10 protein-coding genes are annotated in these 21,126 nt (G+C 73.9%); 8 read left to right on the top strand and 2 right to left on the bottom strand.

The genetic code is table 11. The features are described 5' to 3' along the window. Positions 1-569: 569 nt before the first annotated feature. Positions 570-1,586, bottom strand: a complete 1,017-nt coding sequence (locus GQF42_RS09130) for a hypothetical protein (protein ID WP_158929959.1) — start codon at positions 1,584-1,586, stop codon at positions 570-572. Positions 1,587-1,712: 126 nt separating this feature from the next. On the opposite strand from GQF42_RS09130, the gene GQF42_RS09125 reads away from it, so the two are divergent. Beyond that, the gene (locus tag GQF42_RS09125) at positions 1,713-2,171 is read left to right on the top strand and encodes a DUF4442 domain-containing protein (RefSeq protein ID WP_199272619.1); all 459 of its coding nucleotides are present in this window, start codon (positions 1,713-1,715) and stop codon (positions 2,169-2,171) included. 57 nt (positions 2,172-2,228) lie between these two features. On the opposite strand, the gene galU is transcribed toward GQF42_RS09125, so the two are convergent. Then, positions 2,229-3,182: a UTP--glucose-1-phosphate uridylyltransferase GalU gene (gene galU, locus GQF42_RS09120; protein ID WP_158919142.1), complete on the bottom strand. Its 954-nt coding sequence runs from the start codon at positions 3,180-3,182 to the stop codon at positions 2,229-2,231. 340 nt (positions 3,183-3,522) lie between these two features. Here galU and GQF42_RS09115 point away from each other — a divergent pair, with 340 nt between their 5' ends. From GQF42_RS09115 to GQF42_RS09085, 7 genes are all read left to right on the top strand, one after another. Further along, complete coding sequence (locus GQF42_RS09115) at positions 3,523-5,640, top strand: ricin-type beta-trefoil lectin domain protein (protein ID WP_158919141.1); 2,118 nt, start codon at positions 3,523-3,525, stop codon at positions 5,638-5,640. 407 nt (positions 5,641-6,047) lie between these two features. Beyond that, positions 6,048-13,148, top strand: a complete 7,101-nt coding sequence (locus GQF42_RS09110; protein WP_158919140.1) for a type I polyketide synthase — start codon at positions 6,048-6,050, stop codon at positions 13,146-13,148. A gap of 1 nt (position 13,149) precedes the next feature. Further along, on the top strand, positions 13,150-17,682 hold the full coding sequence (locus GQF42_RS09105) for a type I polyketide synthase (protein WP_158919139.1): 4,533 nt from the start codon (positions 13,150-13,152) through the stop codon (positions 17,680-17,682). Between the two features lie 113 nt (positions 17,683-17,795). Then, positions 17,796-18,050, top strand: coding sequence for an acyl carrier protein (locus GQF42_RS09100; RefSeq protein ID WP_158929955.1), 255 nt, complete (start codon positions 17,796-17,798; stop codon positions 18,048-18,050). A 9-nt stretch (positions 18,051-18,059) separates the two neighbouring features. Further along, positions 18,060-18,854, top strand: coding sequence for an alpha/beta fold hydrolase (locus tag GQF42_RS09095; protein ID WP_158929953.1), 795 nt, complete (start codon positions 18,060-18,062; stop codon positions 18,852-18,854). Beyond that, positions 18,851-20,041: a glycosyltransferase gene (locus GQF42_RS09090; protein WP_158919138.1), complete on the top strand. Its 1,191-nt coding sequence runs from the start codon at positions 18,851-18,853 to the stop codon at positions 20,039-20,041. Before GQF42_RS09095 ends, GQF42_RS09090 begins: the two co-directional genes overlap by 4 nt. Further along, positions 20,038-21,123, top strand: a complete 1,086-nt coding sequence (locus GQF42_RS09085; RefSeq protein ID WP_158919137.1) for a class I SAM-dependent methyltransferase — start codon at positions 20,038-20,040, stop codon at positions 21,121-21,123. Before GQF42_RS09090 ends, GQF42_RS09085 begins: the two co-directional genes overlap by 4 nt. Positions 21,124-21,126 lie beyond the last annotated feature (3 nt).

The following is a 21,126-nucleotide window of genomic DNA, read 5'->3' as shown; positions in this document are numbered from 1 at the left end:
GATTCATTCCCTCAAGGGTAATTCGGTCATGTCCATGGCGATTGTCGTGGGGTGACCTATGTCAACAAGAGAAGAGAGGACCACCATGCGCAAGCGTGCCGCAGCGCTCTTTAGTACGGTGGCGCTCATCGGTGCGGCTTTACCCGCCCTGATTGCGCCCCCCGCCTCGGCCTCTGGGGCGGGTAAAGCTAGTGCTCCGATGGCTTCACCTGCCTCTACCTCCGGGGCGGTCAGGTGCGAGCCTGTACGCGCCCACTATAGGACCAAGCACCAGGCGGGTGTTTTTAACGCACCTTCGAGGAAGGCGAAAATCACTGGCAGCCTCGGCGCAAAACAGCTCGTGAATTCCTTCTACGAGTGTGACACCGACACAATTTGGGAGTGTATCGACCCTACGTGCAAGGTTGATGACGGCCGTGACACGTGGTACGGCCGCTGGGTGCCCCTCGAGACCCTGAACAAGCTGCCATAACAGGCGGTATTGCCGCTGGGTGAGCCGTGACTACCTGGACAGGCTCTGATGTTGTGGGGTGCCGGCCGCTTCGGCGTGGTCGGCACGCCCTGTCGGCTTATTCGTTTGCTGGCGTTCCGTGCAGCCGGACTGTGCGGAGAATCTTCAGGACAGTCGCCTTGGATACTTCGCCCTTTACACCCGTGGCCCCGAAGAAGTTGAACGACACATAGTCCTGGGCTGCATTCTTGAAGCCGAACGTGAGTGCCTTGCCGTCGGTCACGCACTTGCCCTTGCGCGGCGTGTGGGTCGATTGGGCCCATGCGTAACTGCCTTTGACGCCTGAAGCGGACGTAAAGGGAGTGGCCTTCTTGTCCCACGAGATGCTTTTCTTGTCTGGCATGGTGTAGCCGCCGTAGACCCACCAAGGTGGTGTGTTGAGTGCGATCTCGTCTGTATCTTTGGCACCGCTCGCGCCTTTGGTACCCACGACCGCCAGTGAGGTATCTTCGGTTCGGCCGTCCTTGTCGTCATCCGACGTGCACCACGTGGGCTTGTACTCGCCAAGGCCCGACATTGTGATGCCCGTGTCCTTTTCGCCTTTGGGGAACGTGAAATTGACCGCAAGCTCAGGGGACCGCACGGACCAGTCGGCGGGCACGTCGTAGGCGATGCCCCACTTGGGGTTGACCACGACCTTCCAGCCCGCGATGGTCGGCTTCTCGGTGCTGACGCCGCGCGGATCGTCGGTCACCGACGAGGAGGGCGAGGGCTGTGCCGACGGCGAATGGCTCTGCCCACCGCCCTTGCCGGCCGTGTCGTCCTTGCCGCCGTCCTTGCCGAGGACCAGATATCCGGTCACACCGGCGGCGACCACCACCGCCGCCGCCGCGATGATCGCGATCAGTCTGGTACGGCCGCCACCGCCCTGCGGAGGCGGGGACATGGGCACGGTGGGCGGCTGAGGCTGCCCCCACTGCGGCTGCTGACCGTACGGGCCGGCCTGCGGATACTGCTGGTACCCGGGCTGCTGGTACGGATTCGGCTGCTGGTAACCCGGTTGCTGGTACGGGTTCTGCTGCGGATCCTGCTGCGGGTTTGGCGCGCCCCCTGGCGGCTGCTGATCTGGCCACATGGCCTGTAACCCTAGTGCGGTCATGGACACGATTCGGTCACCGGGCCTCGTCAGGGTCGTAGCGAAGTGGGACCGGTACGAATCCGTGCTGGTCAGTTTCTTCTACCCGTGAGTAACATGACGTCCATGAGCGCAGACCAGATGTCGATCGGCGAGATGCTCGCCGCCACCGTGCCCATGGCCCGGACGCTGAACCTGGAGTTCCTGGAGACGAGCCGGGACCGGGCCGTGGTGTCCCTGCCGGACCAGGGCGACTACCACAACCACGTGGGCGGGCCGCACGCCGGCGCGATGTTCACGCTCGGGGAGTCGGCGAGCGGGGCCATCGTGCTCGCCGCCTTCGGGGACCAGCTCTCGCGTGCGGTGCCGCTCGCCGTCCGTGCCGAGATCGCCTACAAGAAGCTGGCCATGGGCGCCGTCACCGCGACCGCGACCCTGGGCCGCCCGGCCGCCGAGGTCGTCGCCGAACTGGACGCGGGCGAGCGCCCCGAGTTCCCTGTGGCCATCGAGATCCGCCGCGCCGACGGCGCCGTCACCGGCGAGATGACCGTCGTGTGGACGCTGCGCCCGGGCGGCCAGGGCTGACACGGGAATGCGGGAGAGGGGCCCGCACCGGGCCCCTCCTGGCGTCGGTCCGGCGACTCAGGCGGCCCGGCGCTCCTCGTGGTCGGCGCCCACCCCGTCCGCCAGGCCGGCCACGAACTCCTTGAGCCAGCGGGAGAATTCGGGCCCCAGGTCCGGACGGTCACAGGCCAGGCGGACCACCGTGCGCAGATAGTCGGCCTTGTCGCCGGTGTCGTAGCGCAGGCCGTCGAAGACGACCCCGTGCACGGTGCCGCCCGCCGCGAGGTCCTGCAGGGCGTCGGTCAGCTGGATCTCACCGCCGCGGCCCGGCGGGGTGCGCTCGAGCACGTCGAACACGGCCGGGTCCAGGACATAGCGGCCGATGACCGCGTACCGGCTCGGCGCGGTGCCGGGCGCCGGCTTCTCCACCAGCCCGGCCACCCGTACGAGGCCGTCCTCACCCGTCGGCTCCACGGCCGCGCAGCCGTAGAGGTGGCTCTGCTCCGGATCCACCTCCATCAGCGCGACCACACTGCCCTCGTGGCGCTCGCGGACCTCGAGCATGCGGCTGAGCAGGGTCTCGCGCGGATCGATCAGATCGTCGCCGAGCAGGACCGCGAAGGGCTGGTCGCCCACGTGGTGGCGGGCGCACAGCACGGCGTGGCCGAGGCCGAGCGGATCGCCCTGGCGGATGTGGTGGATGTCGGCGAGCCGCGCGGGATCGCGTACGGCGTCCAGGCGCACGGTGTCGCCCCTGGCGGCCAGCGCCTGTTCCAGCTCGAAGGCGTTGTCGAAATGGTCCTCGATGGCCCGCTTGTGCCGGCCGGTGACCATCAGGATGTCGTCGAGACCGGCGGCGGCCGCCTCCTCGACCACGTACTGGATGGCCGGCTTGTCGACGACCGGCAGCATCTCCTTGGGCGTGGCCTTGGTCGCGGGCAGGAACCGGGTGCCGAGTCCGGCGGCCGGTACGACGGCCTTGCGGACGGCGCGGGGCGAGTCGGGGCTCGCTGTGGAGTGGGGGGCGATCATGCGGCTCATGCTGGGGCACGCGGATGAGAGTGCGCCCGGAGAAACATGGGAACCGGCTGTGGACTCCCGGGGCGCGGCTGCCGGCGCCCGAGAACCGGCCGAGGACGCGATACCGGCGGTAACTCTTGTGCAATTCGCCGACTTTGAAGTCGAGTCAATCGAGCTGCTTGTTTCCTGTGATGCGCGTGTGCGAAGGTGAGCCTCCCCGCGGGAGGGCAAAGGCAGGCGTCGAACGCCGAGGCCGGCCCTGGAGGTACGCACCGATCAGGCACTGTTTTCACTGCTTTCCGTCAGAGCGGCATTTCGCATGCGGTTCTGCGGCTGGAAAGGAAATGGTTCCGTGCAGTCCCCTTACCCCCCACGCCCGCCGTACCCGCCCCCGCCCGGTCCGAGCGGGGAGTCCGACCGGAATCTCGTCGCCCGGCTGGCAGGCCCGGACGCCGCCCGCCGGCACGCCGTCGCCATGCTGCTCGCCCGGCACTGGCGGGCCTCCCGCGACTACGCCGTAGTCTGCCTGGCCTCCTTCGGGCCCACCGCACCGCTTGTCGCCACCGCCGCCTTCCACGAGGTCCTCGGACGGATGGCGGGCGGCGCCGTCGGCGGCGCCCTGCGCCCGCAGTTGCTGGTCGCCGTCCGTGACACCGTCCGAGCCTGGGCGGCGGACGACGGAACCTGCGCGACCCTGCCGGAATTGCGCAAACCCACCGGCGGTCGCGGACTGCGCGCCGCCAAGTACCGAACGCCGGAAAGACGGCAACTCGCCGAACGCGCATTCCGGGCCCTTCCCGGCGCCTCGCAATGCCTTCTGTGGCACACCGAGGTGGAAGCGGAGCCGATAACCATACCCGCTGGTCTGCTGGGGGTGGAGCCGACCGTCGCGGCCACCGCTCTGGAACAGGCGCGCGAGCAATTCCGCACGGGTTGCGTACGCGCCCACAGGGAACTCGCGCCGACGAAGGAATGCCGCTTCTACAACCGGCTCCTCGACGTCCCGATGCGAGGCGGCGGCGTTCTGCTGCCTGATGTGCGACAGCATCTGACGGTCTGTCCGTACTGCCTGCACGCCGCCGACACCATCGGGCGGTTCGAGGGTGGTCTGGATCTCATGCTCGCCGAGACCGTGCTCGGCTGGGGTGCCCGCCGCTATCTCGACTCGCGCCCCGGGCGCGGCGCCGCCGACGACTGGCCGCTCGCCCCCGCACCGGACCCGGCGCGGGCAGGGGCCGGCGGCCGGCACCGCACCCGCCCGGGGAGCCGCCACCGCACGGTTGTGCTGGTCGGTGCCGGGCTGGCCGCGCTCGCGCTGCTCGCCACCGTACTCGTGGCCAGGAGCTGGTCCGATGACAACGGTGTCCCCGTGCCCGGCGCCACCTGGGGTGCCCCTGTCGGCCACACCACCCGCCCGGGTGGCACCGGTACGGCGCCCGGGACGTCGCCTTCGACGGCCTCGGCCGACTCTGCCGCGCCGGCTGCTTCGGCGGGCTCGGGCGGCTCGGTGGTGGGGGGTGGTCCGGGCGCCGGGGACGGTCCGGGCAGTCCGGTCGGCTCGGTGGGTTCGGGTGGCCCGGGCGGCTCGCCCGGATCGCTGGGCGAGCCCGTCGAGGTCGCGCGCGGGAGCCTGTGGGGCTTCGTCTCCGGGCGCTGCCTGGAGGTGCGCGGGGGCAGGGTGGAGGCGGGTGCGGGGGTCGGGCTCGCGCCGTGCTCCTCGGCCGCCGCCGCTCAGCTGTGGTCGTACCAGGACGACGGGTTGCTGCGCAGCGCGGCCTACCCGTCCCTGTGTCCGGCCGCAGACCCCGGGACGAAGAGCGTCGTGCCGGCCGGTTGCGTCGTGCACGACGGAGAGGTGGCCTACGACATCACCGTGCACGGCGAGATCCTGCTCCGTCGGCACGAGGGCCTCGCGCTCGCTCCCGGTGCCGACGGGGCGGACGCCGGAGTGGGGGTGGCGCGGCGGGACGGCTCACCGGGGCAGGTCTGGATCCTGGAGCCGGGCGAGGGCCGGGCGGGGCGGGCCGATGTGCCACGGGGCGCGCCGGGCCGGCCGGGTGAGCCGGATCCGGGGGGCGATCCGGATGCGGTGGCGGTGCAGGGTGAGCGGGGCGAAGTCGGTGCGCCGGGAGCGCCCGACCTCTGCCCCGGGCAGGCCGGAGGTCCGCAGGGCGACGACGCAGGACACGGACCGGGAGACCTGGGGGCGCCCGGGGTGCCGGGCGGGCCCGGGCTGTCGGGGGAGCCGTGGGAGCCGGGACGGGCGGGGCGCTCCGGGCGTGCGGGGCGGTCCGGGGACGGGAACGGGATCCGGATCGCCCAGGTCCGCGCCGGTCATGACCGGGGCCGTACGGGGTCCGGTTCCGCGTCCGGCGACGGTGCCGCGGTGCACGCGGTGAGCGGCGCGCTCCCGCCGGTCACGGGGGAGGCCGCCGCCGTACCGGCGGCCGTGGGGTCGCTGCTTCGCTGACGCCGGCGCCGGTGCCCGGAGCGGTTCCTCCGGGCACCGGCGAGTCGTTGAATCGTGTTCGAGCCAGGGGCGTGACGTCATGCGGAATTTACAGACTTCGCGTGACTGTCCCGGCGTGTTGCGCGCGGGTGAGTGTGTGGTGAAGCGGGTGGACGCTTTGCCGGGGTTGGGGTGGTGTGGCGTGCGGGCCCGGGCGATACCGGGCCCGCGTCCGTGACGGAATTCGCCGCGTATCTGGGCCCTTGCGGGGAATTCGATCGACTGGCCGAATCGGCGTCACCGGCCACAAAAAGGGTGCGTCGTCATTGACCCGTGAGTAACACCTCGCTAGGTTCCGGTGCCCTCGCACCAGAGAGTTCCGCCGCACACCCCCCACCGTGCAGTCTCGCCGACCGTGCCGGAGCATCATGACCTCCCCTGTGCGCGCCCACGACCTGATCCTGTGCCTCACCCCGTTCGGAGAGCCCGACGCCCGTCTCGCCGCGGCGGCCTGCGTCGCCGGCGGGCTCGGCGTCCTCGACCTCGGCACCGGGGACCGACGGTCCCGAGAGGAGCTGTCCCGGCTGAGACGAGCCGCGCCGGGCCCCTTCGGCATACGGGTGACCCGTCACTGTGCCCTGACCCCGGCCGACGTCCGGGACGGCCCCGACACCGTCGTCCTCACCCCGGACGCGGCCTGGACCGTGCCCGAACTTGCGCCCGGACAGCGGGTGTTGATGGAGGTCACCGACCTCGGGCAGGCCAGGGCGGCCATCCGCACCGGTGCCCGGGGGCTGATCGCCCGGGGCGGCGAGAGCGGTGGTCGGGTGGGTGAACTGAGCACCTACGTCCTGCTGCAACAGCTTCTGTCCGACGGGGAGTTGAGCGGGCTGCCGGTCTGGGCCTGCGGCGGCATCGGACCGCGAACGGCGGCAGCCGCCGTGGCCGGCGGGGCGGCCGGTGTGGTCCTCGACAGTCAGCTCGCCCTGCTGGCCGAGTCGGGACTGCCCGAACCGGTCCGGGCGGCCCTGCGGTCACTCGACGGTTCGGAGACCGTGGTCCTGGGCGGCCACCGCGTCCTGCGCCGCCGCGGCCCCGAGTCCCCGCAACCGCCCTCCGACGACCCCGAGACGGTCGCCTCCCTGCTGGGCGTGGGTGATCCGCACACCCACCTGCTCCCGGTGGGCCAGGACGGCTTCCTCGCCGCCCGGTTCGCCGAACGGTGGGGGGACGTAGGGCGGGTGATACGGGAGGTGTCGGCGGCGATCCACGGGGTGACGCACGCCGGTCCGCCGTCACCGCACGGGCCGTCCGCCGCCGGGCCGTCCGCCGCCGGGGCGGAGGCCGGTGGTGCGGAGGCCGGTGGTGCGGAGGCCGGTGGTGCCGCGGTGGATGCGGGTCCGGTGGTGACCCCCGCGGAGGATCCAGGTGCGGCGGTCGGCCGTGCCGCCGAGGAAGGTGCACGTCGTGCCGCGCAAGTCGGACATGGCGCCACTGAGGTTGGGCATCGCACCGCGTCGGTGGGCCGTAGTGCCAGGAAAGTCGACCGGGACACCGGTGAAGCCGGTCCGGCGGACGCCCTTCGGCCCGGATCGGCCATGTGCCGGGCGCTCGGGACGCGGCTTCCGGTGGCGCAGGGGCCGATGACCCGGGTCAGCGACAAGGCCGGGTTCGCGGCCGCCGTCGCCGCGGGCGGGGCGCTGCCGTTTCTGGCGCTGGCCCTGGCGGACGGCGAGCGGACCCGGGCGATGCTGACCGAGGCGCGGGGCGTGCTGGACGGGCGGCCCTGGGGGGTGGGTGTCCTCGGCTTCGCGCCGGAGGAGATCAGAAACGCCCAGCTGGACGCCGTACGGGAGCTGCGGCCCACGCACGCGGTCATCGCCGGCGGCCGGCCCGCCCAGGCCGAGACGCTGGAGCGGGCCGGGATCCGGACCTTTCTGCATGTGCCCTCGCCGGGGCTGCTGCGGCAGTTCTTGGAGGCGGGGGCGCGCAGGTTCGTGTTCGAGGGGTCCGAGTGCGGCGGGCACGTGGGGCCCCGGGCGTCCTTTGCGCTGTGGGAGGCTCAACTTGCCGTGATCGAGGACCACTTCGCCTCGGCCGGGGACGATGCGGTCCGGCAGCTGGAGGTCCTCTTCGCGGGCGGGGTCCATGACGAGCGGTCGGCGGCGATGGTCGCCGCCCTGGCCGCGCCGCTCACCGCCCGCGGCGCCGCTGTCGGCCTCCTCATGGGCACCGCCTACCTGTTCACGCAGGAAGCCGTCGCACACGGTGCCATCCGGCCCCTCTTCCAGCGGCAGGTCCTCGACGCCACCGCGACCGCGCTGCTCGAGACGGCACCGGGCCACGCGACCCGCTGCGTGCCGAGCCCCTTCACCGGTGACTACCGGGACCGGGAGGCCACCCTGCGGGCGCGCGGGCTGGCCGACCGGGAGGTCTGGGAGGGGCTGGAACGGCTCAACGTCGGCCGGCTGCGCATCGCCAGCAAGGGCGTCGAACGCGGCGCCGACGGTGAGCTGACGGACGTCGGCGAGGAACGGCAGCTCGCCGACGGGATGTTCATGGCGGGCCAGGTCGCCGTCCTGCGCTCGACGACCACCACCGTGGCGGACCTGCACCGCGCGGTGACCGACGGCGCCGCCGACTTCCTGACCCGCCGGGCCCTGCGCCCGGCCCTGCGAGCCCCGGATGAGCCGCCGGCGCCCGCACCGCTCGACATCGCGATCGTCGGTATGTCCTGCATGTTCCCCGACGCCCCCGACCTCGCCGCCTTCTGGGCCAACGTCGTCGCCGGGCGCGACGCCGTCACCGAGGTCCCGCCGGACCGCTGGGACCCCGCGGTGCACCACGCGTCCGGCAGCACGGCGTCGAAGTGGGGCGGCTTCCTGCCCCGCATCCCCTTCGACCCGCTGCGCTACGGCATTCCGCCTGCCTCCCTCGGCAGCATCGAACCCGTCCAGCTCCTCTCCCTGGAGGCGGCCCGCCGGGCACTGGAGGACGCCGGATACGGCGAGCAGGGACGGACGTTCGACCGCGCGCGGGCCTCCGTCGTCTTCGGCGCCGAGGCCGGCAGCGACCTGTCCAACGCCGTCACCCTGCGCGCCGTCCTCCCCGCCTACTACGGCAAGGTCCCCGACGGGATCGAGGCACAGCTGCCCCGGCTGACCGAGGACTCCTTCCCCGGCATGCTCGCCAACGTCGTCTCCGGCCGGATCGCCAACCGACTGGACCTCGGCGGCGCCAACTTCACCGTCGACGCCGCCTGCGCCTCCTCGCTCGCCGCCCTCGACGTGGCCTGCAAGGAACTCGTCTCGGGCACCAGCGACCTGGTGCTGTGCGGCGGTGCCGACCTGCACAACGGCATCAACGACTACGTCCTGTTCTCCGCCGTCCACGCGCTCTCCCCGACCGGCCGCTCCCGCGCGTTCGACTCCCGCGCCGACGGCATCGCCCTCGGCGAGGGCGTGGCCTGCCTGGTCCTCAAACGGCTCACGGACGCCGAACGCGACGGCGACCGGATCTACGGCGTGGTCAAGGGCCTCGGCTCCGCCAGCGACGGCCGCTCCCTCGGCCTGACCGCACCCCGCCCCGAGGGGCAGCGGGCCGCGCTGGAGCGGGCGTACCGCAACGCCGCTGTCTCACCGGCGGACGTCGGCCTCGTCGAGGCGCACGGCACCGGTACCGTCGTGGGCGACCGCACCGAACTCGCCGTCCTGAGCGCGGTGTTCGCCGAAGCCGGTGCCAGCACGGGCGGATGCGCCCTCGGCTCGGTCAAGTCGCAGATCGGGCACACCAAATGTGCCGCCGGGCTCGCCGGGCTGATCAAGACCGCCCTCGCCCTGTACACCGGGGTCACCCCGCCCACCCTGCACCTGGAGCGGCCCAACCCGGCCTGGACCGAGGACGACAGCCCGTTCGCCTTCCACACCCGAGCCCGGCCCTGGACCGCACCGGCCGCCCAGCGCTTCGCCGGAGTCAGCGCGTTCGGCTTCGGCGGCACCAACTTCCATGCGGTGCTGGCCGCGCACGCCGGAGCCGTACCACCCGCGCAGGCCCTGGACGCCTGGCCGTGCGAGCTGTTCCTGTTCCGGGGCCGGGACACGGCCGCGGCCCACCGGACCGTCGAGGAGGTCCTACGGGCCGCCGAGGCCGAAGGGCGGCCCTGGCGGCTGCGGGACCTCGCCCTCGCCGCCGCCCGGCGCGCCGACACCACGCGCGAACCGGTGCAGGCCGCGATCGTCGCCCGTGACCTCGAGGAACTGACCGGACAGCTGCGGCGGATCCTCGCCGGGGAGCGCGATCCGGCCGCCGGGATCCACGGAGCCGACCCGGTGGCGGGCGGGACCGCCTTCCTCTTCCCCGGCCAGGGCAGCCAGCGCACCGGCATGCTCGCCGACCTCCTGGTCACCCTGCCCGAGCTGCGGCACTTCCTGCACCTCGGCCGCGCCCACGCCGACGTCGTCCATCCGCCGGCCGCCTTCGACGACACCGCCCGCGAAGCCCGCAGGGCCGCGCTCACCGACACCCGGGCCGCGCAGCCCGCCCTCGGAATCGCGGGCCTCGCCGCCCACGCCTTCCTCACCTCCGCGGGCGTCCGCCCCGACCAGGCCGCCGGCCACAGCTACGGCGAACTCGTCGCACTCGCCGCGGCGGGCGCCCTCGACCCCGAGACCCTGCTGGAGCTGAGCGGCGAACGCGCCGGAGCGATCCTGGCGGCGGCCGGCGACGACCCCGGCACCATGGCCGCCGTCGGTGCCCCCGCCGAGACCGTCACCGAGGTACTGCGCACGGCCGAAGCGCCGACGTCGGTCGTCCTCGCCAACCTCAACTCGCCCGAACAGACGGTGATCTCGGGACCGACGGCGGACGTCGAGACGGCCGTACGGCTGCTGCGCGCGACGGGACTCGGTGCGAAACGCATCCCCGTGGCCTGTGCCTTCCACAGTCCGCTCGTGGCCACGGCGGGCGAGCGGTTCGCCAAGGCCCTCGCGGACAGGACCGTGCGGGCGCCCGAGTTCCCCGTCTGGGCCAACCGCACCGCCGCGCCCTACCTCCCGGACCCCGACGCGGTGCGCACCGAACTCGCCGCCCAGATCGGCTCCCCGGTCGCCTTCGCCGCCCAGATCGAGGCCATGTACGAGGCAGGCGCGCGGCTCTTCGTCGAGGCGGGCCCGGGCACGGTGCTCACCCGGCTCGTGGGCCAGATCCTCGGTGACCGCCCGCACCGTACGGTCGCCTGCGAACCGGCGGCCGGCAGCGGCCTGCGCGGCTGGCTCGACGCACTCGCCCGGCTCGCCGTCGCCGGACGGCCGGTGCGCACCGCCTGGCTGCTGCGGGGCCGCGACGCCGTGGACGCGCTGCGCACCCCGGCGCCCAGGCGGCCCGGCTGGACGGTCGACGGACACCTCGTGCGCACTGCCGACGGAGAACTCCTGCCCGGTGCCCTCGCACCGGCCCGACGAGTCGTGGAGACGACCGTGACCACCGACCAGCCGAACGGCGTCCCCACCGACCGGGACGCGCTGATCTCCGAGTTCCTGCGCACCAGCCGGGAGATGATCGCCGCCCAGCGCGATGTGCTGCTCACCTACTTCGGGGCGGCTGCGACAGCCACCCCACCGGCGCCCGTACCACCGTCCGTGCAGCTCGCGGCCCCTGAACTCCCCGCTGTGGAACCTCGGTCGACGGTCACCGGCAGCACCGAACCGGCCGACGACGTGGACCGCGTCGTCCTGGAGATCATCAGCGAACGCACCGGGTACCCCGTCGACATGATCGAACCCGACCTCGATCTGGAGGCAGACCTGAGCATCGACTCCATCAAGCGGGCCGAGATAGCGGGCGAACTCGCCAAGCGCCTGGGCATCGCGGACGGCGCCGAGGTCCTGGACGACGCCGAACTGGAGGAGCTGGCCAAGGCGCGCACGGCGGCGGCGGTGACGCAATGGCTGACGGCGCGGATCGGGGCGGGAGTCCCGGGCGGGGGCGAGCCGGCCGAGGAGCAGACGGAGGCGTCGTACACCGGGACGCAGCCCCAGGAACACTCCTCGGTCCCCGGTGTGTCCCCCCGGCGCTGCGCGCTGCGTCCGGTGCCCCTGCCGGAGCCGGGCCCGGCCGACCTCGACCTGTCCGGCCGACGGTTCGCCCTCCTCGGTGGTGGCGAGGGCGTGGCGGCAGCGGTGGCGGCACGGCTCGCCGGGCACGGCGCCGACGCCGTGATCCTCGACCGGGGCCACCTGCTCACCGCGGCCGACGGCCCGGTCGACGCCGTGGTGTACCTGGGCGCGCTGCCCGGCCCCGACCTTCCGGTGCTGCCGGACGCCTTCCCGGTGCTCCGGGCGGCGCTGGCGTGCGGCCCCCGCACCCTGCTCGCGGTGCGGGCCGCCGACCGTGAGCCGGCGCTGCGGGCGGCCGGTCTGGACGGCCTGTTCCGCTCCGTCGGACACGAGTACCCCGGCCTCCTCGCCCGGGTCGCCGCCGTACCGGACACCGGCCCGGCAGCCGTGGCCGAGGCCGTGCTCGCCGAGCTGCGCGCCCCGGAACCGGCGGCGCCCGTCGTCCTGCGGACGGCCGCCGGTGCCCGCCAGGGTCTCGAGCTGGTGCCCGCGCCCCTCGGCCCGCTCGGCACCACCGGCGCCGGACCCGCCGCCGACGGCGCCGCCGAAGCCGCCGCACTCGGCCTCGACCGGGACTCCGTCGTGCTGCTGGCCGGCGGCGCCCGGGGCATCACCGCACGGTTCGCGGCCACGCTGGCCCGCGCCTGCCGGTGCCGCATCGAACTGCTGGGCCGCACCCCCGCGCCCGCCGCCCCCGAGGACCCGCGCACCACGGCCGCCCGCACCCCCACCGAACTACGGGCGGCGCTCGCCGCCGACCCGGAGACGCCCACGCCCGCCGAGATCAACCGGGCCGCCGAACGCATCCTCGCCCAGCGGGAGATCGCCACCACGCTCGCCGAACTCGGCGCGCTCGGCAGCGAAGCCCGCTACCGCGCGGTCGACTTCCGGGAGCGGGACGCCGTCCTGCAGGCGGTCAAGGAGATCCACGCCGAACACGGCAGGCTGGACGGCGTCGTCTTCGCCGCCGGTGTCATCGAGGACCGGCTGATCGCCGACAAGACCCCCGAGTCCTTCCAGCGGGTCTACGGCACGAAGACGGCCGGGGCCGCCGCGCTGTTCGCCGCCCTGGACGACCTGCCCGACGCGCCCGCGTTCACCGTGCTGTTCGGCAGCATCGCCGCGGTCCTCGGCAATCGCGGCCAGGCCGACTACGCCGCCGCCAACGACGCCCTGGAAGCGCTCGGCGCGGACTGGGCCGCCCGCACCGGACACCGCGCGCTGACCGTGCACTGGGGACCGTGGGCGCCGTCCGGCCCGCACTCCGGCATGGTCGGCGCCGAACTCGGCCGCGCGTACGCCCGGCGCGGGGTCGGGCTGATCGACCCGGACGAGGGCACCGCGGCCCTGCTCCGGGAACTAGCCTGGGGCGATCCGGCGGACCGTGCCGTGGTCCACACCGCGTCGGGCTGGTGAGATGACACAGCCTCAGACACCCGTCGCCATCGTCGGGATGGCGGTGCTGCTGCCGGGCGCCGCCGGCCTGGACACCTACTGGCACAATCTGCGCGACGGCGTCGACGCGATCCGTGAAGTCCCGGCCGACCGCTGGGACGCCGTCTACTACCGGCCCGGTACGGCCGCCGGGCCCGCCGTCGCCGACCAGGTGTACTGCCGGCGCGGCGGGTTCGTGGACGGCCTGGCCGAGGTGGAGGTCACGCGCTACGGCATCATGCCCGCCTCGGTGCCAGGCACCGAGCCCGACCAGCTGATCGCCCTCGAGGTGGCCGCCGCCGCGCTCGCCGACGCGGGCGGCCCGGACCGGCTGCCCGAACGGCACCGGATCGGCGTGACCCTGGGCCGCGGCGGCTATCTCACCCCCGGCCTGGTCCGGCTCGACCAGCGGGTGCGGACGGCCGGTCAACTCGTGCGCACTCTGCGTGAGTTGATGCCCGCTCTCGACTCGGCCCAACTCGACCGGATCCGGCAGGCGTTCACCGACCGGCTCGGCCCCGACAGCCCGGAGTCCGCGATCGGCCTGGTCCCCAACCTCGCCGCGTCCCGCATCGCCAACCGGCTCGACCTGCGCGGCCCCGCCTACACCGTGGACGCGGCCTGCGCCTCCTCCCTGGTCGCCGTGGACCAGGCCGTCGGCGAACTCGCCACCGGCCGGTGCGACATGATGCTGGCCGGGGGAGTGCACCACTGCCACGACATCACCCTCTGGAGCGTCTTCTCCCAGCTGCGCGCCCTGTCCCCGACCGAGCGCATCCGCCCCTTCCACCGTGACGCGGACGGCATCCTCATCGGCGAGGGCACGGGCGTGGTGGTGCTGAAACGGCTCGCGGACGCCGAGCGTGCAGGCGACCGTGTGTACGCGGTGATCCGGGGCACCGGCGTGGCCAGTGACGGCCGTACGGCGGGTCTCGTCACCCCCGACCCCGGCGGACAGGCCCGTGCCGTACGACAGGCCTGGCAGGCGGCCGGGCTCGACCCGACCGCCCCGGACGTCCTAGGACTGCTGGAGGCGCACGGCACCGCCACACCCGCCGGTGACGCGGCCGAACTCGCCACTCTGGCCGAGGTGTTCGGACCCGCACAGGGCAGCGGTGCTCGCCCGGTCCTCGGCTCGGTGAAGTCGATGATCGGCCACACCATGCCGGCCGCCGGAGTCGCCGGCCTGGTCAAGGCCGCCCTCGCGGTCCACCACCGCACCCTGCTGCCCACCCTCCACTGCGAGGACCCCCATCCCGCCCTCGCCGCCACCCGGTTCCACACCCTGGACCGGGCCCGGCCCTGGGAGACCGGCGCCCGGCAGCCGGTCCGCAGGGCCGCCGTGAACGCCTTCGGTTTCGGCGGGATCAACGCCCATGTGGTGCTGGAGGAGGCGCCCGGCGGCCGTCCGGCTCCCCGGGCGTACCCCGGGCCCGCCCCCGCCGCCCAGGTCGCCGAGCCCGAACCGGTCCTGCTCCTTGCCGCCGACAGCCCGGCGCGCCTCGCAGCACTCCTCGACGCCGACGACCCGGCCGTACGCGCCGCAGGACTCGACCCCGCCCGGCCGCAGCCCGACGCCGGTCCCGCCCGGCTCGGTGTCGTCGCGCCGAACCCCAAACGGCTCGCCCTGGCCCGCCGTGCGGTCGCCAAGGGGCGCGCCTGGCAGGGGCGCGGCGACGTGTGGTTCCGGCCGGGCCCGCTGCTCGGCCGCGCCGGCGGCAGGCTGGCGTTCGTCTTCCCCGGCCTGGAGGGTGACTTCGCGCCCCGCACCGACGACATAGCCGCCCACTTCGGCCTGCCCCCGCTGTCCGGCACCAAGGTCCGGGTCGGTGACGTCGCACGGCACGGCTTCGGGGTCGTCGGCGTGGGCCGCCTGCTGGACCGGGCGCTGCGCCGGATGGGCGTCGTACCGGACGCGGTCGCCGGGCACAGCGTGGGCGAGTGGACGGCCATGGCGGCGGCCGGACTCTACTCGGCGGCCCAAGTGGACGCGTTCATGGCCCGGTTCGACCCGGACGCGCTCACCGTCCCCGGCCTCGCCTTCGCAGCCCTCGGCACCTCGGCCGAGCACGTCCGCACCGCGCTCGCCGAGGACCGGCCGGACTCCGGGATCGTCCTCTCCCACGACAACGCCCCCCGCCAGTCCATGGTCTGCGGACCCGGCGCGGCGGTCGAGTCGTTCGTACGGTCCCTGCGCGCCCAGGGCGTGATCTGCCAGGTGCTGCCCTTCCGTTCCGGCTTCCACACCCCGATGCTCGAGCCGTACCTCGCCCCCATCAAGGAGGCCGCCGAGCGCTTCCGGCTCCATCCGCCGACCGTGCCCGTGTGGTCGGGGACGACCGCGGCACCCTTCCCGGCGGCCGAGGCGGAGGTGCGCGCCCTGTTCGTACGGCACCTGCTGGAGCCCGTCCGCTTCCGGGAGCTGACCGAGGCCCTGTACACCGCCGGGCACCGCGTCTTCGTCCAGACCGGGCCCGGCCGGCTCACCTCCCTGATCGACGACACCCTCGGCGACCGCGACCACCTGGCCGTCGCCGCCAACGCGCCCCAGCACGGCGGCATGGCGCAACTGCGGCGCGTGGCCACGGCGTTGTGGACGGCGGGGGCGCCCGTGGCACCGGCGCTCCCACCCCGCGCCGCCGCGGCCGTACCCGTGCGCCGGCCCGTCCGCCTCGACCTCTCCGGCGCCCTCGTCTCACTGGACGGGCCGGAACTCGGCGCCCTCCGCGCCGGCCTGAGCCCCGCCACCCGACCGGCTCCTGCCCGCTTGGCCGACCTGGACGACCTCGCCCCGGGCTTCCCGGCCGCCGCCGAGCTGACCGCCCTCCTGCGGGACACCGCGCACACGGCGGCCGAGGTGATCACCGCGGGCCGTCACCGCGCCCCGGCCGCCGCCCTGCCCACCCTCGCCAGGCCCGCCGCGGCCACCACGACCGTCCACGTCTCCCCGCACGCCATGCCCCACCTCCTGGACCACTGCTTCTTCCCGCAACGCGCCAACTGGCCTGCCGTGGAAGACCGTTGGCCGGTGGTGCCCGCCACCACGATCGTGCGGCACATGACGGACGCGGCCGAGGCCGCGGCCCCCGGGCTACGGGCGGTCGCCGTGCACGGGGCCCGCTTCGAGCGCTGGCTCACCGCCACACCCCCCGTCGACGTCCAGGTCACCGTCACCCCGGCCCCGGGGCACCCGGACCGCGTCACCGTGGCCTTCGGCCCCACGGCCCGCGCCGTCGTCGAACTCGCCCCGCGGTACCCCGCACCGCCGGGGCCCGGCCCCCTCCCGGACGCCCCGGAACGCCGCCCCGAGCACACCGCCGCCCAGCTCTACCGGGAGCGCTGGATGTTCCACGGACCCGGCTTCCAGGGCCTCACCGACCTCACCGCGATCGGCGAACGGCACATCCGCGGAGTGCTCAGCACGCCCGCCGCGCCCGGCGCCCTGCTGGACAACGTGGGCCAGCTCCTCGGCTACTGGATCATGGCGACCCGCACCGAGCGCACGGTCGTCTTCCCCGTCCACATGCGGGAGTTGAGATTCCACGGCCCGCACCCGGCCCCCGGTACCGAGGTCGCCTGTCTGCTGCGGATCACGACCCTCACGGACACGACCCTGGAGGCGGACGCGGAGCTGACGGCCGGCGGCCGGGTGTGGGCCAGGATCACCGGCTGGCAGGACCGCCGCTTCGACAACGACCCGACGACCCGGCCCGTCGAACGCTTCCCCGAGCGCCACACCCTGTCCATGGCCCAGGCCGGCGGCTGGGCGCTGGTGCACGAGCGCTGGCCGGACCTCGCCTCCCGCGAGCTGATCATGCGCAACTCGCTGGGCGGCGCCGAGCGTGCCACGTACGCCGACCGTCCGCCACGCGGCCGCCGCCAGTGGCTGCTCGGCCGGATCGCGGTCAAGGACGCCGTACGGCAGTGGCTCTGGCAGCACGGCGAAGGCCCCGTCTTCCCGGCCGAACTCCAAGTCGACAACGACGAGTTGGGCCGACCCTGCGTCACCGGAGTGCACGGCCGCACGCTGCCCCCGCTGGATGTCTCGCTCGCCCACCGGGCCGAGGCGGGCGTGGCGATCGTACGGCCGCACACCCCGCAGCCCGGCCCCGGCATCGACATCGAAGAGGTCGCCGAGCGCGATCCGGCGACCCTCGCCACCGCCCTCGGCCCGGCCGAACTGCGGCTGCTGCACGGCCTGTCGGCGGACGGCCCCGACCCGCAGGCACTGTGGTTCACCCGCTTCTGGGCCGCCAAGGAGGCGGTCGCCAAGGCCGAGGGCGTCGGATTCGACGGCCGGCCACGCGACTTCACCGTGCTGGAGACCGCCCCGGACGGCAGCCGGCTGCTGGTCTGCGGTCGCCTGGAGCGTGCCTACACCGTGCACTGCGCGCCGGTGACCAATCCACCCGCTCTGCCCGAGCGCTCCTACGTGGTGGCCTGGACGACCGGGCCCGGCGCCGACCACGACGCACCACCCGACGATCACGCTGCAGCCGAGGAGTGCCCCCGATGAATCCCCCCACCCAGCCGGCTCCGACGAACCCCGCCCAGCCGGCTCCGACGAACCCCGCCCGGACCGCCGCGGCGCAGTCCACCGCCGACTCCGTGCTCGCCGACGTCACCGGCATGCTCCGTACGGTGCTCGCCGAGTACGGCGACGACGACGTGGTGATCGGCATGTCCACCACCTTCAACCGCGACCTCGAGCTGGAGAGCATCGACCTCGTCACCCTGGCCGGCCTGCTCGAGGGGCGGTACGGGCAGCGGGTCAACCTCGCCGAGTTCCTGGCCGGCATGGAGTTCGACGAGATCATCGAGCTGACCGTGGGCCGCCTGGTGGAGTACGTGGTGTGGAGCCTGAAGACCACGCAGGCGGGCTGAGCCGTGGCCATGGTCGACGCCGGCGGGATCCGGCTGCACGTCCAGCGCACGGGGCCCGCCGACGGCCGGGTCCCGCACGCCACGGTCGTCCTCGTGCACGGTCTGCTCACCGACAGCCTGGCCAGCTACTACTTCACCGTCGCCCCCGCCTTCGCCGCGGCCGGACTGGACGTGGTCATGTACGACCTGCGCGGACACGGCCGCAGTGCCCGCCCGCCACGGGGCTACACCCTCGACCACAACATCGACGACCTGGAGGCCCTCCTCGACCGGCTGGCCGTCACCGGACCGCTCCACCTCGTCGGCAACTCCTACGGCGGCACCATCGCCTTCGGCTACGCGGCCCGGCACCCGGAGCGCGCCCTCAGCCTGACGCTGATCGAGTCCGAGCCCGCGACGCCGGCCTGGGCGGCGAAACTCGGCCGCATCCTCGACCGGGTCGTCACCGAACTCGCCCACAACGAGCCCGACGCGATCGCCTGGATCACCGCGAACCGCAGCCAGAACACCGCCCGCCTGGCCAAGGGCGCCGCCCGCCTCGCCCGCGAGACCACCCTCGGCCGGGACATCCCCGCCAGCCGCGTCCTCACCGAGACCGAGATCAGATCCGTGCGCTGCCCGATTCTCGGCGTGTACGGCGGCGATTCGGACCTCGCCGACCTGGTGCCGCTCAAGCGGGAGCTGCTGGCGGACTTCCGGTCGGTCGTGCTGCCGGGGCACGAGCACTCGGTGCTGGTCGAAGCGCCCGCGACCGTCGGCGGGCACATCCTGGACCTGATCCACGCCGGGTCGGGCGTCCGGTGAGCGCCTACCTGTTCGTGGTGCCGCCGCTGACGGGCCACATCAACCCGGCCGTCGGCGTTGCCACCCGACTGGCCGCGCGCGGGCACCGGGTCGCCTGGGCGTGCGCCGATCCGGCGCTGGTGCGCCGGCTCGCGGGCACGGACGCCGAGGTGCACGCATGCGCAGGCCCGGTGCCGGGTGCGCAGGGCGTCGCACGGCCGCCCGACCTGCGGGGCGCGGAGGCGCTGAAGTTCCTGTGGGAGTGGTACCTGCTACCGCTCGCCGACGCCATGGCCCCGGGGGTACGAGCGGCGGCCGACGCGTTTCGCCCGGACGTGGTCGTGGCCGACCAACAGGCCTTCGCCGGTGCCCTGGTGGCCGAGCGCCTGGGGCTGCCCTGGGCCACCTCCGCCACCACCTCGGCGGAGTTCACCGGCGCCTACGACGGCCTGCCCAAGATCGCCGAGTGGCTGGAGCGGAGCCTGGCCGGACTGCGGGACCGCATCGGTGCCCCGTCCGGCACCGCCGACCCGCGCTTCTCGCCCCACCTGCTGCTGATCTTCAGCACCCCCGAACTCATCGGCCCCCAGGCGCCGTTGGCCCCCCACATCCACTACGTCGGTCCCTCGCTCGCCGGGCGCCCGGCCGGGCCCGGCTTTCCCTGGGAGTGGCTCGACCAGGGTCGGGCGAAGGTCCTGGTGACCCTCGGCACGGCGAACGCGGACGCCGGAGCCCGGTTCCTCGCCGAGTGCCTCACCGCACTGCGCGACCGCGGCGACCGGGTGCAAGGGGTGATCGCCGACCCTGGCCGCGTCCTTCCGGTGCCGCCCGGCGACAAGGACGTCCTGGTCCTGCCGTCGGTGCCCCAACTCGCTCTGCTGGAGCGGATGGACGCCGTCGTCTGTCATGCGGGCCACAACACGGTGTGCGAGGCCCTGTGGCACGGCGCACCCCTCGTCGTCGCGCCCATCCGCGACGACCAGCCGGTGGTGGCCGGCCAGGTCGTGGACGCGGGCGCCGGCGTCCGCGTCCGCTTCGGCCGGGTCCGCGCGGCCCAGCTCGGCGCGGCCCTCGACACCGTCCTCACCGATCGCACCCATCGGGCCGCCGCCGCCCGGATCCGCACCGCGTTCCGTGCGGCGGGCGGCGCCAGGGCCGCGGCGACCCACCTCGAACACCTCGCACACCTCGCAGCGGAGAGCCGATGACCGAGCACGACGACAAGAGCCACGTGAGCGACAAGAAGGCGCGCATCGCCGCCCTGCGCCCCGCCTACCAGCGGGACCTGGCCGCGGGCACCGACCGCTTCTTCGCCCCCCGGCGCACCGACTGCCCCTGGTGCGGCTCCGGGCGTCTCGCCACCCGTCTGCGCACCACCGACCTGCTCCAGCACAAGCCCGGCCGCTTCACCCTCGACCGCTGCGCCGACTGCGGCCACACCTTCCAGAACCCCCAACTGACCGAACAGGGACTGGAGTTCTACTACCGCGACTTCTACGACGGCCTCGGTGAGCAGCGCATGAGCGGTACCTTCGGAGGCCGGACCGCCATGTACCGGGGCCGCGCCGAGGCGATGCTGCCGCACGACCCGGCCCCCAAGACCTGGCTGGACGTCGGCACCGGCCACGGCCACTTCTGCGGCGCCGCCCGTACCGTCCTGCCCGGCACCTCCTTCGACGGGCTCGACTTCACCGACGGGGTCGAACTCGCCGCCCGCGAGGGCCGCGTGGACCACGCCTACCGCGGCGCCTTCCCCGCGCTCGCCCCCGAACTCGCCGCCCGTTACGACGTGGTGAGCATGTTCCACTACCTGGAGCACAGCACCGACCCCGACCGCGAACTGCGCGCCGCCCACGAGGCCGTACGCCCCGGCGGTCATCTCCTCGTCGAGGTACCGGACCCGCAGAGCCGCTACGCCCGGCTGCTCGGCCGCTGGTGGCTGCCCTGGCTCCAGCCGCAGCACCTGCACTTCATGCCGGTGGCCAACCTCCGGCGGCGGCTGACCGACCTGGGCTTCACTGTGGTCGCGGAGCAGCACGCCGAGCCGCACGACCCGGTCGATCTGCTGGCGGCGGTCTGGCTGGCCCTCGACCACACCGCCCCGCGCGAGGACGCACCCTGGCTGCCCGGACCGCCCGGCGCCCTGAGCCGCGCCGCCCGCACCACGCTCCTGCTCACCGGTGTGCCCGTGCTCGTCACGGCGACGCTCCTGGACCGGTTCGCGGTACGGGCCGTGTCCCACCGCCTCGGTCTGGCCAACGCCTACCGTCTGGTGGCCCGCCGCGACTGACCC

The organism is Streptomyces broussonetiae, from assembly GCF_009796285.1.
Lineage (GTDB): Bacteria > Actinomycetota > Actinomycetes > Streptomycetales > Streptomycetaceae > Streptomyces > Streptomyces broussonetiae.
Note: the sequence above shows the minus strand (reverse complement) of the source record. Positions and strands in the feature narration are given on the sequence as shown.